Origin of the sequence: Neisseria basseii (assembly GCF_962707005.1) — a bacterium.
Classification (GTDB): Bacteria; Pseudomonadota; Gammaproteobacteria; order Burkholderiales; family Neisseriaceae; genus Neisseria; species Neisseria bergeri.
Window position 1 is genome coordinate 1 of record NZ_CAUIXH010000024.1, and the last position, 13,694, is coordinate 13,694.

A 13,694-nucleotide genomic window follows, 5' to 3' on the forward strand; every position below is an offset into this window, starting at 1 on the left:
AAGCACGCCGGAGCCCGTCCCGATATCGAATGCCGTCTGAAAACCCGTTGACGGCGCATGGGCAAGCAGGTTGAGATACTCGCCGCGCAACGGCGAAAATACGCCGAAAGGAACGTGTATGCTGCCACCGAGCTGCGGAACGGCAACCCCTTTCTTATGCCACTCGTGCGCACCCATAAACCCCAGCAGCAGATTGAGCGGCAGGAAAAACGGTTTGCCGTCCGCCTCTCCGTACACGTCGAGCAAAGCGGCGCGTATATCGGGCGCGCGTTTGTTGTCCAACACAAAACCGGGGCGTATTTCAACGGCAAGCATATTCAGAATACGGCTCTGTTGCGCCTGCTTCATACGGTGGGCGTGGAAAAGGGCGGCGATGTCCGCATCGGAACGGACGGCGGCAGGTTTGCGGACCTTCTTCTTCATTGCCGAAAGCACCTGTTTGGCATTGTGGAAATCGCCCTGCCAGACAGTTGCAATATTTTGATAGGCAGTCTTCAAAATGCCGTCTGCACCGCTTTCGCGGACATAATGCCAACCTTTGGGCGGCTTTTGTAGACTTTCGTTGCGCCATTCGAACCCGTTATCGGGAAAAATAAAAGAAGACATGGGATACCTGCGTCATGTTTTGAAAATAGGGCGGCAGAACCGTAAACCATACGGATGGTACAGCAAGGAGCGGCAACACAGAACTGTTTTTTGTTCCCGCCTTGTCTTTCCAAGCCCATGCCGTCTGAAGCCGTAATGTTTCAGACGACATCGCATCAAACTCCATAAATAAACCGCGTATGCTTGAAATAATGCTTTCAACCCCAATTTACGCGGCAATCCGTATTCTGTCAGACACAAGAGAGTACCTATGACACAAAAAGAAAAGCATTTTGAGGAATATGCCGCCTTGGCAACCCTTCCTTTGCGGGATGTCGTCGTTTACCCGCATATGGTTCTGCCGCTGTTCGTCGGCAGGGAAAAGTCCATCGCCGCACTGGAAAACGCCATTACCCGCGAGGAACCGGTTTTCCTGTTGGCGCAAACCGATGCCGCAGTGGAAAACCCCTCCGCCGCAGACCTGTATCAAACCGGTACGGTCGCACAAGTCCTGCAAGTGTTGAAACTGCCCGACGGCACGGTAAAAGTATTGGTCGAAGGTCTGTATCGCGGACGCGTCCTCACCATCGAAGACACCGGCGGGCTTTTCGTTTCCCATATAGAGGCGGTCGTGGAAGAAGACACGGGCGGCAATACCGACCTCGAAGCTGTGCGCCGCACCCTTTTGGCGCAGTTTGAACAATACGCCAAACTCAATAAAAAAATCCCTGCCGAAATCATCGGCAGCATCAACGGCATTGCCGACAACAGCCGGTTAACCGATACGGTCGCGGCGCATTTGCAGTTGAAACTGGCGCAACGCCAACAGATTTTGGAAATTCCCGAAATCGGCAAACGGATGGAATTCCTGCTGGCACAGCTGGAATCCGAACTCGACATCATGCAGGCCGAAAAACGCATACGCGGACGCGTCAAACGCCAAATGGAAAAATCCCAACGCGAATATTATCTGAACGAACAGATTAAAGCGATACACAAAGAATTGGGCGAAGAAGACGAAAACGGCGAACTGGATGCCTTGGAAGCAGGCATCAAAAAGGCGGGTATGACCAAAGAAGCGGAAGAAAAATGCCTGTCCGAACTGAAAAAACTCAAAATGATGCCGCCGATGTCTGCCGAATCCACCGTCGTACGCAACTACATCGACACCCTGCTCGAACTGCCGTGGAAGAAAAAATCCCGCGTCAGCAAAGACATCGCCAAAGCCGGACTGGTGCTGGATGCTGACCACTACGGCCTGGAAAAAGTCAAAGAACGGATTTTGGAATACCTCGCCGTCCAAAAACGCATGGACAAACTCAAAGGTCCGATTCTGTGCTTGGTCGGCCCTCCGGGCGTGGGCAAGACCTCTTTGGGCGAATCCATCGCCAAAGCGACGGGGCGAAAATATGTCCGTATGGCCTTGGGCGGCGTGCGCGACGAAAGCGAAATCCGAGGACACCGCCGCACCTATATCGGCTCTATGCCCGGTAAGATTTTGCAGAATATGGCAAAAGCCGGCGTAAAAAACCCGTTGTTCCTGCTCGACGAAATCGACAAATTAGGCAGCGACTTCCGGGGCGATCCCGCCAGTGCGTTGCTTGAAGTACTCGATCCCGAACAAAACAACAAGTTCGCCGATCATTATGCCGAAGTAGATTACGATTTGAGCAATGTGATGTTTATTGCGACTTCAAACAGCCTGAATATCCCGACCCCGCTGCTCGACCGTATGGAAATCATCCGTCTTTCGGGCTATACCGAAGACGAAAAAATCAATATCGCGATGCAGTACCTCGTGCCGAAGCAAATGAAGCACAACGGCGTGAAAGAAGGTGAATTGGCAATCGAAGAAAGCGTGGTGCGCGATATTATCCGTTATTACACCCGCGAGGCGGGCGTGCGTTCGCTCGACCGCGAGATTGCCAAAATCTGCCGCAAGGTGGTGATGCAGATTACCTTGGACGAAGACTCAAAAACCAAAAAAACCGGAAAAGCCAAGCCTAGGGCGGTTAAAGTAAACGAGAAAAATCTGCACGACTATTTGGGTGTGCGCCGCTTCGATTACGGCGTTGCCGAAAGCGAAAACCGCGTCGGGCAGGTAACCGGTTTGGCGTGGACGGAAGTCGGCGGCGAACTGCTGACCGTCGAAGCCGCAGCCTTGCCGGGCAAGGGCGTGATCCAGTGTACCGGCCAGTTGGGTGATGTGATGAAAGAATCCGTGTCCGCAGCATGGTCTGTTGTCCGTTCCCGTGCAGAATCAGTGGGTTTGGCTCCTGACTTTTACGAGAAAAAAGACATCCATGTTCACGTTCCCGAAGGTGCGACACCGAAAGACGGTCCGAGTGCGGGCATTGCCATGACTTTGGCGATGGTGTCCGCATTCACTAAAATCCCGGTACGTGCCGATGTTGCCATGACGGGCGAAATTACCCTGCGCGGCGAAGTTTTGCCCATCGGCGGTCTGAAGGAAAAACTGTTGGCTGCGCTTCGCGGCGGCATCAAACACGTCCTGATTCCGAAAGACAACGTCAAAGACTTGGAGGAAATCCCTGAAAACGTGAAAATCGGCCTGACCATCCATCCGGTCAAATGGATAGACGAGGTATTGGCTCTGGGTTTGGAAAGCCGGCCTGAGCCTTGGGCAGAACCTTCTGCCGTGGAAGCGGCGGCAGAACCCGCTTCAAAACCGAAACCCCGCAGCAGGGCAATCAAACATTGAAACGCAGGAAATGTGTTGTAAAAATGCGGTTTCGTCCTGAAAGCCTGTAAAATAGGGCGATTCCGTATTTTTTGCTTGACACGGCAATTTCAGAATTGCTATAAAGCGAAAGTTGCTCAAGCAGTACAAACCCCCGAGTATTCGGGCATTTCATCATTTTTTAAGATAGGAAGGGACTGATTGTGAACAAGTCTGAATTGATTGAAACGATTGCTCAAGAAGCCGGCATTTCCAAAGCCGCCGCACAAAAAGCTTTGGATGCCACTACCAATGCAGTAACCAACGCCCTGAAACAAGGCGACACCGTTACTTTGGTCGGTTTCGGTACTTTCTACGTCGGCGAACGTGCAGAACGCCAAGGCCGCAACCCCAAAACCGGCGAGCCTCTGACCATTGCCGCCGCCAAAACGCCTAAATTCCGTGCAGGTAAAGCATTGAAAGACGCACTGTAAACTGTTTTTCAGTAAAAAGCCGATTCCTTGAAGAATCGGCTTTTTGTTTGCCCCGTCAAATCCGGATGGAAAAATGCCGTCTGAAACGCTTTTCCCGTGTTCAGACGGCATTCCGGTTCGGCGGTTCAATCAGCTTTCAAATCAGCAACGCACTGTCTGTCGCGCGCTTCAAACGCGTTTGCACCGCCAAGCAGGTCAAGCTGTTCTTGTGCGCCGAGTTTGCCGAAGGAACTAATCTGTTTCTCGCTCAATCTGTCCAAAGGCTGTTCCCACATACATTTGCAGTAATCGGTGGCGAGGCGGGTATTGTCCGCATCCAAGCCGCGCGCTTTCAAATCGTTCTGCCATTTTTCGGCAAACGGTATGTTTTTCACACAGGACTCGACAATTCTCTGCTTCGCCTGCGGTTTGGACATCGCGCATTGGGAGAGCAGGGCGGTTGAAACGAGCAACGCCAAAATGACCCACGCCCAAATGCGGATGGTGCGGATTTTGGCTTTTGCTTTTTTACGCGCGGCAACCTGCTCTTCCGTCGGCATTTCGTGTTTCGGCTCAGTCATGCAGGCTTTCCATGCGGATCATGGTAATCGGTTTTTCCACGCAATCCAGTGCTTCGATGGCTGCGATTGCCGACTTGATGTGTTTTTCGACCGTGCTGTGGGTCAGAATCACGATTTCGGCAGTGGTTTGATCAATCACGCCTTTTTGAATCAGTGCTTCGATGGAGACATTTTCTTGTGCCAAAAGCGCGGCGATTTGCCCCAGCGTACCCGGCTCGTCTTTGGCTTGGACGCGCAGGTAGTAGCTGCTGGTGATTTCGTCCATAGGCAGGATGGTTTGCGTTTGGACTTGGGCGGGTTGGAACGCCAGATGCGGTACGCGGTGGCCTGTATCGGCCTCGATCAGGCGGGCGATGTCGATGATGTCGGCAACCACGGCGGAAGCGGTCGGCAATGCACCGGCACCTGCGCCGTAATATAAGGTTTCGCCGACCATATCGGCGTTGATGCGCACGGCGTTCATCACGCCGTTGACGTTTGCCAAGAGGCGGCTTTCGGGAATTAGGGTCGGATGGACGCGCAATTCGATGCCTTTGCCGGTTTTGCGGGTGATGCCCAGAAGTTTGATGCGGTAGCCGAGTTCTTCGGCGTATTTGATGTCGCGGCTGTCGAGTTTGCTGATGCCTTCGAGGTAGCAGGCGGAGAAGTTCATCGGCGTGCCGAATGCCAGCGCGCTCATGATGGTGATTTTATGGCCTGCGTCGTTGCCTTCGATGTCGAAGGTCGGGTCGGCTTCGGCGTAGCCCAACGCCTGTGCTTCTTTTAATACGTCGGCAAACGCACTGCCTTTTTCGCGCATTTCGGAGAGGATGAAGTTGCTGGTGCCGTTGATGATGCCGGCGATGGATTTGATTCTGTTTGCCGCCAAACCTTCGCGCAGGGCTTTGATAATCGGAATGCCACCGGCGACTGCCGCTTCAAATTGGACGATGACGTTTTGTTTTTCCGCCAGCGGGAAGATTTCGTTGCCGTATTCGGCAAGCAGTTTTTTGTTGGCGGTAACGATGTGTTTGCCGTTTTCAATGGCTTTCAACACCGCTTCTTTGGCGATGCCCGTGCCGCCGAACAGTTCGACGACGACATCGACATCTTCACGCGCGACCAGATCGAACGGGGCTTTGACGAAGGCGGCGGACGGGCAGGTTTGACGGGCTTTTTCTTCGCTCAAATCGCACACGGCAGAAATACGGATTTCGCGCCCCAAGCGGCGGGAAATTTCCTCCGCGTTGTCCCGCAACACGGCAGCCGTACCGCCGCCGACCGTACCTAAACCTAAAAGACCGATGTTTACTGGCTTCATTGTGTCTCCTTGTAAGCCGACTGAAATGTAAATATTGAAAGACGAAAATATCTGCTGCCGATATAATTGTGCCGCACTTTGAATCAAATGCCGTCTGAAATCAGCAGGCGAATCAGATGAAATCTGCCAATCCTACATGAATTTGTCTGATTTTGCACCCCTCCTGATACAGATAAAGCGGCAACGGAGTAAAAAATGTTGTTTGAAGAAAATCCGATAGACGGACAGTTTGCGGAATATGAATGCGGCGCGGGCGGAATCCGGTTGGCGGGGCAATATTTCGACCGGCCTGTGCTGTTGCGGCAAGGTTCGGCAATGCCCTCGAAATGGCAGTCATTGTCAGAACTGACTCCGGATAATCTGTTGTCTGATGTCAAAGCGGATGATTATCCGGAAATATTGATTATCGGGACGGGCGCGGCGCAGGAGTTTATCCATCCCAAAATCATCGCGGATTTTTCCCGAATCGGAATCGGCGTGGAATGCATGAATACCGATTCGGCATTCAGGACATTGGTTTTCCTGCACTCGGAAGGGCGCAGGGTCTGGGCTTGGCTTCAGCCGTAAATTTCCCGCTTCAGACGGCATCAGCACTTTCTTTCAGGTAAAATACGGGCTTTTTCCGCCCGACGATGTTTCCGTTATGATTGAAATTAAAAACCTCACCCTGCAACGCGGTTTGAAAGTCCTGCTCGACAAGGCTTCAGCCACTGTCAATCCCGGTCAGCGCGTCGGTTTGATCGGCAAAAACGGGACGGGCAAATCCAGCCTGTTTGCCTTAATCAAGGGCGAAATCACTCAAGACGGCGGCGATGTCTCGATTCCGAAAAACTGGCGGATTGCCTCCGTTTCCCAAGAAACGCCCGATTTGGACATTTCCGCTTTGGATTACGTTTTGCAGGGCGATGCCGAGTTACAGACCCTTCAGACGGCATTGGCGCGGGCGGAGGCGGAAAACGACGGTATGAAGCAGGCGGAATACCATGCCAAATTGGAAGAAATCGACGCTTATACCACGCCGGCCCGTGCGGCGAAATTGTTGGACGGACTGGGTTTTTCGCAAGAAGAACACAGCCGTCCCGTCAAATTCTTTTCCGGCGGCTGGCGTATGCGCCTCAATCTCGCCCAAGCCCTGATTTGCCGTGCCGATTTGTTGCTGCTTGACGAACCGACCAACCACTTGGATTTGGAAACCGTCTTGTGGCTGGAAAACCACCTTGCCTCTTTACCTTGCACGCAAATCATCATTTCCCACGACCGCGATTTCCTCAATGCGGCCACCACTCAAACTATCGAATTGTCCCAGCAAAAACTCACGCAATACGGCGGCAATTACGATTTTTACCAAAACGAACGCGCGCAACGTTTGGCGCAGCAACAAGCCGCCTATGTCAAACAGCAGGCGCAAATCAAACATTTGCAATCCTTTATCGACCGCTTCAAAGCCAAAGCCACCAAAGCCGTGCAGGCGCAAAGCCGTATGAAGGCATTGGCAAAACTCGAACGCGTCGCGCCCGCGCATCTGGACAGCGGGTTTTCCTTTGAGTTTTACAATCCCGATCATCTGCCCAATCCTTTGCTGAAGCTGGAACACGCCGATTTGGGTTACGAAGGCAAAACCGTTTTGCACGACATCACCCTATCGTTAGAAAGCGGCACACGTTACGGGTTATTGGGTGTCAACGGCAGCGGTAAATCTACGTTTATTAAAGCCTTGGCAGGCAAAATCGATTTGCTCTCCGGCAGCATCGTCCGTTCTGAAAAACTCAATATCGGCTATTTTGCCCAGCACCAGCTCGACACAATCCGCGCCGACCAAAACCCTGTTTGGCATATTCAGCAGCTTTCTCCCGAAGTACGTGAACAAGAAATCCGAAATTTCCTCGGCGGCTTCAACTTTGCAGGCGATATGGCGTTGCAGAAAACCAAACCCTTTTCCGGCGGGGAAAAAGCACGCCTCGCCCTTGCCATGATTATCTGGCAAAAGCCAAACCTGCTGCTGCTTGACGAGCCGACCAACCATTTAGACTTGGATATGCGCCACGCCTTAACGCTCGCGTTGCAAAGTTTCCAAGGTGCCTTAATCGTCGTATCCCACGACCGCAGCCTGCTTGAAGCCACGACCGACAGCTTCCTCCTGATCGACAAAGGCCGTCTGAAGAACTTCGACGGCGATTTGAATGACTACCGGCAATGGCGTTTGGCACAGGAAAACGCCACAGCCGCACCTGCTGCTTCCGCACAAAGCCAAAATCGCAAAGACACCAAGCGCATCGAAGCGCAAATCCGTCAAGAAAAAGCCCGACGCAGTAAGCCGATACAGCAGAAAATCGACAAAGCCGAAAAAGAAATGGCGCAGCTTTCCGAAATTCAGACGGCATGTGAGGCATTTTTAGCACAAGAAGAAGCTTACTTTGAGGAAAACAAAGAAAAATTGCAGGACACTTTATCCAATCTGGCAAAAGTCAAAACACAGCTTGCCCAAATTGAAGAAACTTGGCTGACTTGCCAAGAAGAATTGGAACGGATTGAAACTGAAATCGAGAAACAGTTTGCCGAGCGATAAAGAAGCGCGGGCAGGGTGCTTATCTTTGCCTGCCAATAACGGTATAATTCGGACGTTACCACCGCCTTTTTACTTTACCGGTATGAACATCAGACTTTTTGCCGCCTTGGTTCTCCTGTCCCTTTCCGGCGCGGCGGCGCAAGCCTCCATATACCATTGCAACTCAAATGGCAAAAGCGTATATACATCAGACCCGTCAGGATCGTGTACCGATGCGGATTTACCTAAAATCAGCAGCCACCAGGGAGGCGAATATCGTCTGAAAATTAAAAAACTTAGTCAAGAAGCCAAAATACACACAGGAAACAAAAAGAAAAACAAAAAACCTGCCGGGAAAAAGAACAGACAGGCTGCCAAAGCCCCGAAGGAAAATCAAAAACAAACAACCGAAAAGAAAAGTCCATAAAACGCCAAGAAAACCTTACAAAAAATCCCCCAAAAATCAAATTATTATCCGAGTATCAAACACATTATGAAATCAAAACTCCCCTTAATCCTAATCAACCTTTCCCTGATTTCAAGCCCATTGGGTGCGAATGCGGCCAAAATCTATACCTGCACAATCAACGGAGAAACCGTTTACACCACCAAGCCGTCTAAAAGCTGCCACTCAACCGATTTGCCCCCAATCGGCAACTACAGCAGCGAACGCTATATCCCACCCCAAACTCCCGAACCGGCACCATCACCGTCAAACGGCGGACAGGCTGTCAAATATAAAGCCCCGGTCAAAACAGTATCCAAGCCGGCAAAATCCAATACACCGCCGCCTCAACAAGCACCTGTAAACAACAGCAGACGTTCCATTCTAGAAACAGAATTGAGCAACGAACGCAAAGCATTGGTTGAGGCCCAAAAAATGTTATCACAAGCACGTTTGGCAAAAGGCGGCAACATCAACCATCAAGAAATCAACGCATTGCAAAGCAATGTTTTGGACAGACAGCAAAATATCCAAGCCCTGCAAAGGGAATTGGGGCGTATGTAAAGCCGTGTTTTCAAATCGACCGTTCCAAGGATTTGACAGAAGAAATGATGAAAAAGTAAGAGAATTTTTGGGATAAGTCGGGCGATTTACTGTTTGCACCCGTTAATATAATGTTTTGGATTAAAAAAGTATGGGCGGCATATTTATGTGTCTGCTGCCTGTATATCATATTGAAGGTCAACTTTCAAAACACATATAGCTGTTTCCGATAGTTCGCATAATGTATATTATGTTAAATTTATAATAGACTGAATAGATATTTTTACAAATCTATTCAAACCCATTCAGAACTCAGCCACTTATATTAGGGAAATTTCTCAATGGCGGCAACAAAAAAAAGTCAGTCAAGTCATCGCCAGACTAGAAGAGACCGCACAAATAAAACTCTATGATGAGTTTAAACGCTGCGGCATAATTTAATCCTCCCCCTATTACTACACAAAAGGATGAAAAATGAAGAATCTGATTCTTGCTGTCGTTATCGCTGCCGGCTTGGTGGGATGTGTGGCGGCACTTGAGCCTAGTCAGCAACAGTTGGCGGCTGCCAAACAAGCCTTTTCAATCAGCTCTCTGACCCAACAATACGCAGGATCTTTATGTGTCCGTTCGTGCCAAATCAATGTTTTGGTGAAGCCTTGAATTTTAAGAGGCGGTTCAAAGCGTTTGAGATTGGGCAAATTGGCAATCAAACGCTCAGGCACGACTGCCAGTAAATCGCTTTGCGCCAATAATTCAGGCAAAATAATAAAGTTTTGTACCGACAGGCTGACATTTCTTTGTAGTCCCATCGCTTGCAGGGCTTGGTCGGTAACACCGCTGAAGCTGCCGCCATGATAAGAAATCAAGGCTTGTTCTAACTGGCAAAACTGCTCAAGGGTAAGTTCTGATCGCTGGGCTATTGGATGATCGTGGCGAACGGCACAGATATAGCGTTCATCATACAAATTTTTTGCATGAATATCAGGTGCTTGGAAGTCCGGTGTGACTAACGCAAAGTCGATTTGTCGCTGTTCCAGTTGATTTTGTACGAGGCTTTCGTTAATCGCCAGCACCGCTACTTTGATTTTCGGCGCTTGGATTTTCAGCAAATGCAGAAACGGCACAATCACGGCGCGCATTGCATAATCGGTGCAGGCGATGCGTACGGTTAATTCTGCCGTTGTCGGATCAAACTGCGGCGGATGTAATAACTGCTCCACCTCGTTCAGCACCTTTTCACTTGCGGGGCAAGTTCTAAAGCCCGATTGGTCGGCACTACGCCCCGTTGCACTCGTACAAACAGCGGATCATCAAAATTGTCGCGCAATCTTGTCAGCACGCCGCTCATTGCCGGTTGCGTAATCGCCAAACGCTCGGCGGCTTTGCTTACGTTACGCTCGTCCATCAATACCGAAAAGGCTTTCAATAAGTTCAAATCAAGAGTTTGTAAGGATTTCATTTTTAGCTCGCTTTATTCTTCTAATATCATTTTATCTGATATTAACTATTTATAATAGCAATTTCACTTATATCTAGCCCGACCCTATAATGCCTCCCATAGCAAAACGCGACTAACCATTAACAAAGAGGACTTTACTATGAAAACTTATTCACAACCAGCAATCATTTGGCCAGAAAAATATATTCCGGGCGAAACCGACAACTACGTTTCTAATGAAGTGATTATAAAAGGCTTAAGCGTGGCGGATGTGCTGCCTTATTTAGCGGATACCAAAGCATGGGGCACTTATTATCACAATGCGGAAAATATCGTGGTGGGCGACGGTTCAACCACTAAGCTTTCAGCGGATGCCGATTTTGTGTTTGATACTTTCGGCTTTTACGTTACCTGCAAAGTAGAAGAATTCGATATCAGCGAAGATGGCAATCTTGTCCGCCTTGCATGGTCCGGCACGTTTGGCGAAGGCGAAGATTTCAGCGATGTGTATCACGCTTGGATTTTAGAAAACCTGCCGAACAACCGCGTGCGTGTCTTAACCGAAGAAAGCCAAATCGGCAAACTCGCCAAAGGCTTGGCAGAAACTGTGCCAAATCCAATGGTAAACGGCCATCAAGCATGGTTGGACGGTTTAACAAAAGCAGCGAAAAATAAAGCGGCTTATTAAAAGTGCAGTGGGATTTTACGTCAAAAGTAAAATCCCGCTTTTCTAAGGAGACTAGAATGAAATTGAAACAACTTTTCGCAATGGCTTGTCTTGGCAGGCACACAACCAAAGCGAACATTTCAAACGCTTTGCCCAAGCTACATCGATAATTTTCGCCTAATTTTTCCAAGATATACTCAATCCTGTTAAAACAAGCCCCGGCTGTTTTATATTTTCATTTCACAAAGAACACTACCATGAAAAATATTAAATTTACCTTATTTGCCTTTTTAGCCGGCATATCTGCTTTATGGCTGTTTGCCACACCGTTTCCAGACAAGTGGGGCGTATTTCCCATACGCAACCTATTATTACAGTTCACTGGCAGCATCAGCATACTGGCTATGAGTGCCTGTATGACTCTTGCAGCACGTCCAAAAATGTTGGAAGGGCTATTTGGCGGATTGGATAAAATGTATCGTCTGCACAAATGGTTGGGCATCATTGCCCTTTCAGGCAGCATCCTGCATTGGACCAGCACACAATTTCCTAAATGGCTTATCACACTTGGTGTTATTGAGGGAAAACGTCCGCAACGCCCACTGCTGCCAGATCTCTTAACGTTAAAAGATTGGCTGCTTACTCAACGCCATTTTGCTGAAGAAGTGGGTGAGGTTGCTTTTTACGCCGTCGGCGTCCTATTGCTTATCGCGCTGATAAAGCTGATTCCCTACCGCTGGTTTGCCAGACTTCACATCTTAATTGTCCCTGTCTATCTTGCGTTCGTTTGGCACGCCATTGTATTGGCAAACTTTGCTTACTGGTCTCAACCGCTCGGTTGGTTGCTGGCTGCCGCCCTATTCTTCGGCAGTATTTGTTCGCTCCTCGCTCTCTTTAAATGCATTGGCAAACCGCAAACCGCGACAGTAGCCGCCATAAACCAAAACGGCTCCCTGCTTTCACTTACCCTGAATGCACCGAAATGGCAGGGACACCGTGCCGGCCAATTCCTCTTTTGCGCGCACACGGAGAAAGCCATCCGTTTACCATCGCCTCTGACTGGAATCCTGAAAACCAACAAATCAATCTTATCATCAAAGACTTGGGAGACTACACCCATCGCCTGCCCCAACGCTTGAACATCGGTGATACCGTTCAAATTGACGGTGCATACGGCCGCTTCAATTTTTCAGATAAAAATGCACAGATTTGGGTGAGCAACGGTATTGGTTTTACGCCTTTCCTTGCAAGACTCAAAGAATTAGCCAAACAACCTTCCAATCAACCGATTGACTGGTTTCATGCCGATAGAAATTTATCTACGGAACTAATCGGTCAATGGAAAGCGTTGGCTGAACAAGCAAATGTTGCGTTCCACTATATTCCTTCCGAAACCCAAAGATTGTCCGCCAATCATATTGCACAAAGCGTTCGGAATAGTGAAGCCCGCAGCCTATGGCTTTGCAGCAGTCGAAGCTTTACAAGCGGTATTGCAGGAAACCTTAAGACACGCTCATTGCATCAAGAGCTGTTCGAATTCCGCTAAATGAACCCGATACGCAAACTTTGACGCTCGAATGCCGTCTGAACCCTGGGATTCAGACGGTTTCGCATTATGGGCCGGTTTTCCTTCATCACTTTGTTTCCGGTTTCAAAAGCAGCCTTAAGCGGGGTTTAAGCAACTTAGCATTCAGACGGCATTCACAGCTTCCAGTTTATCGGATCGATACCGTGCCGGCTCAAATAGCTGTTTGCCTGTGAAAAATGGCGGCAGCCGAAAAAACCGCGATATGCCGACAAAGGGGACGGATGCGGCGCGGTCAATATCAAATGATTTTGACTGTCTATCAGCCTCCTTTTTTGTTGTGCATACCCGCCCCACAGCATAAAGACAAGGTGCTTGCGGTGTGTCGCAAGCTGCCTGATGACGGTATCGGTAAAGCGTTCCCAGCCTAAAAGTCCGTGCGAATGCGCCTGTCCTGCACGCACCGTCAAAACCGTGTTCAGAAGTAATACGCCCTGCTCCGCCCACGCTGTCAGACAGCCGTGCGCGGGAATGGAGAAGCCTTCGATGTCGGTTTCCAATTCTTTGTAGATATTGAGTAAAGACGGGGGTATGCGGACGCCCTGCCTGACGGAAAATGCCAAACCGTGCGCCTGCCCTGCCCCGTGATACGGATCTTGTCCGAGAATGACGACTTTGACCCGGTCGAACGCTGTCAGCCGGAATGCGTTGAACACATCTGCCGACGGCGGATAGATGATTTGTCCCGACAAACGTTCCTGCCTGACTGCATTTAAAATTTCCTGAAAATACGGTTGCCGTTTTTCGTTGCCCAGTGCATCGTGCCAAGTATCCATATCTGCCCTATCCTTTCAAATTCGGCTATACTGCTGATATCGCGTGATTTTGTCAAACGACGCGCTTTGTGGGGAA

14 protein-coding genes and 1 pseudogene are annotated in these 13,694 nt (G+C 49.7%); 9 read left to right on the top strand and 6 right to left on the bottom strand.

Annotation, left to right across the window (positions count from 1 at the left end; genetic code table 11):
• A pseudogene (locus Q9I99_RS09935) lies at positions 1 to 606 on the bottom strand (methyltransferase); the annotation flags it as partial.
• A 250-nt stretch (positions 607 to 856) separates the two neighbouring features.
• Here Q9I99_RS09935 and lon point away from each other — a divergent pair.
• Positions 857 to 3,307: an endopeptidase La gene (gene lon / locus Q9I99_RS09940; protein WP_301668072.1), complete on the top strand. Its 2,451-nt coding sequence runs from the start codon at positions 857 to 859 to the stop codon at positions 3,305 to 3,307.
• A gap of 182 nt (positions 3,308 to 3,489) precedes the next feature.
• Positions 3,490 to 3,759 (top strand): HU family DNA-binding protein, encoded by a 270-nt coding sequence (locus Q9I99_RS09945; RefSeq protein ID WP_301668071.1) that lies wholly within the window; start codon positions 3,490 to 3,492, stop codon positions 3,757 to 3,759.
• 125 nt (positions 3,760 to 3,884) lie between these two features.
• Here the strand turns inward: Q9I99_RS09945 and Q9I99_RS09950 are convergent, their stop codons facing one another.
• Together Q9I99_RS09950 and Q9I99_RS09955 are read right to left on the bottom strand one after the other, a co-directional pair.
• Positions 3,885 to 4,319 (bottom strand): hypothetical protein, encoded by a 435-nt coding sequence (locus Q9I99_RS09950; RefSeq protein WP_301668070.1) that lies wholly within the window; start codon positions 4,317 to 4,319, stop codon positions 3,885 to 3,887.
• Positions 4,312 to 5,619 carry a homoserine dehydrogenase gene (locus Q9I99_RS09955; RefSeq protein WP_301668069.1) on the bottom strand — a complete coding sequence of 436 codons (1,308 nt, stop codon included), beginning with the start codon at positions 5,617 to 5,619 and terminating at the stop codon, positions 4,312 to 4,314. Before Q9I99_RS09955 ends, Q9I99_RS09950 begins: the two co-directional genes overlap by 8 nt.
• Positions 5,620 to 5,814: 195 nt before the next feature.
• Here Q9I99_RS09955 and Q9I99_RS09960 point away from each other — a divergent pair, with 195 nt between their 5' ends.
• From Q9I99_RS09960 to Q9I99_RS09975, 4 genes are all read left to right on the top strand, one after another.
• Positions 5,815 to 6,186: an Mth938-like domain-containing protein gene (locus Q9I99_RS09960; protein WP_301668068.1), complete on the top strand. Its 372-nt coding sequence runs from the start codon at positions 5,815 to 5,817 to the stop codon at positions 6,184 to 6,186.
• Positions 6,187 to 6,262: 76 nt separating this feature from the next.
• Positions 6,263 to 8,185 (top strand): ATP-binding cassette domain-containing protein, encoded by a 1,923-nt coding sequence (locus tag Q9I99_RS09965; protein ID WP_301668067.1) that lies wholly within the window; start codon positions 6,263 to 6,265, stop codon positions 8,183 to 8,185.
• Positions 8,172 to 8,591 (top strand): DUF4124 domain-containing protein, encoded by a 420-nt coding sequence (locus tag Q9I99_RS09970; RefSeq protein WP_301668066.1) that lies wholly within the window; start codon positions 8,172 to 8,174, stop codon positions 8,589 to 8,591. Before Q9I99_RS09965 ends, Q9I99_RS09970 begins: the two co-directional genes overlap by 14 nt.
• A gap of 66 nt (positions 8,592 to 8,657) precedes the next feature.
• Positions 8,658 to 9,173 (top strand): hypothetical protein, encoded by a 516-nt coding sequence (locus Q9I99_RS09975; protein WP_301668065.1) that lies wholly within the window; start codon positions 8,658 to 8,660, stop codon positions 9,171 to 9,173.
• A gap of 524 nt (positions 9,174 to 9,697) precedes the next feature.
• Here the strand turns inward: Q9I99_RS09975 and Q9I99_RS09980 are convergent.
• Positions 9,698 to 10,372, bottom strand: a complete 675-nt coding sequence (locus Q9I99_RS09980; protein ID WP_301668064.1) for a LysR substrate-binding domain-containing protein — start codon at positions 10,370 to 10,372, stop codon at positions 9,698 to 9,700.
• Positions 10,373 to 10,377: 5 nt separating this feature from the next.
• On the bottom strand, positions 10,378 to 10,611 hold the full coding sequence (locus tag Q9I99_RS09985) for a LysR family transcriptional regulator (protein WP_301668063.1): 234 nt from the start codon (positions 10,609 to 10,611) through the stop codon (positions 10,378 to 10,380).
• A gap of 139 nt (positions 10,612 to 10,750) precedes the next feature.
• On the opposite strand from Q9I99_RS09985, the gene Q9I99_RS09990 reads away from it, so the two are divergent.
• The 3 genes from Q9I99_RS09990 to Q9I99_RS10000 all read left to right on the top strand — a co-directional run bounded on the left by Q9I99_RS09990 (position 10,751) and on the right by Q9I99_RS10000 (position 12,803).
• Positions 10,751 to 11,278 (top strand): SRPBCC family protein, encoded by a 528-nt coding sequence (locus Q9I99_RS09990; protein ID WP_301668062.1) that lies wholly within the window; start codon positions 10,751 to 10,753, stop codon positions 11,276 to 11,278.
• A 236-nt stretch (positions 11,279 to 11,514) separates the two neighbouring features.
• Positions 11,515 to 12,396: a ferric reductase-like transmembrane domain-containing protein gene (locus Q9I99_RS09995; protein ID WP_301668061.1), complete on the top strand. Its 882-nt coding sequence runs from the start codon at positions 11,515 to 11,517 to the stop codon at positions 12,394 to 12,396.
• Positions 12,306 to 12,803 (top strand): ferredoxin reductase domain-containing protein, encoded by a 498-nt coding sequence (locus Q9I99_RS10000; protein ID WP_301668074.1) that lies wholly within the window; start codon positions 12,306 to 12,308, stop codon positions 12,801 to 12,803. The genes Q9I99_RS09995 and Q9I99_RS10000 overlap by 91 nt, the downstream gene beginning before the upstream one ends.
• Positions 12,804 to 12,958: 155 nt before the next feature.
• Here the strand turns inward: Q9I99_RS10000 and ung are convergent, their stop codons facing one another.
• A complete protein-coding gene (ung, locus tag Q9I99_RS10005) occupies positions 12,959 to 13,618 on the bottom strand; it encodes a uracil-DNA glycosylase (RefSeq protein WP_301668060.1) in 660 nt (219 codons plus the stop codon).
• Positions 13,619 to 13,694 lie beyond the last annotated feature (76 nt).

Coding starts and splice junctions, on each gene's coding strand:
- lon (WP_301668072.1), top strand. CDS start 857: ATGACACAAAAAGAAAAGCATTTTGAGGAATATGCCGCCTTGGCAACC.
- Q9I99_RS09950 (WP_301668070.1), bottom strand. CDS start 4,319: ATGACTGAGCCGAAACACGAAATGCCGACGGAAGAGCAGGTTGCCGCG.
- Q9I99_RS09955 (WP_301668069.1), bottom strand. CDS start 5,619: ATGAAGCCAGTAAACATCGGTCTTTTAGGTTTAGGTACGGTCGGCGGC.
- Q9I99_RS09960 (WP_301668068.1), top strand. CDS start 5,815: ATGTTGTTTGAAGAAAATCCGATAGACGGACAGTTTGCGGAATATGAA.
- Q9I99_RS09965 (WP_301668067.1), top strand. CDS start 6,263: ATGATTGAAATTAAAAACCTCACCCTGCAACGCGGTTTGAAAGTCCTG.
- Q9I99_RS09975 (WP_301668065.1), top strand. CDS start 8,658: ATGAAATCAAAACTCCCCTTAATCCTAATCAACCTTTCCCTGATTTCA.
- Q9I99_RS09985 (WP_301668063.1), bottom strand. CDS start 10,611: ATGAAATCCTTACAAACTCTTGATTTGAACTTATTGAAAGCCTTTTCG.
- Q9I99_RS09990 (WP_301668062.1), top strand. CDS start 10,751: ATGAAAACTTATTCACAACCAGCAATCATTTGGCCAGAAAAATATATT.
- Q9I99_RS09995 (WP_301668061.1), top strand. CDS start 11,515: ATGAAAAATATTAAATTTACCTTATTTGCCTTTTTAGCCGGCATATCT.
- ung (WP_301668060.1), bottom strand. CDS start 13,618: ATGGATACTTGGCACGATGCACTGGGCAACGAAAAACGGCAACCGTAT.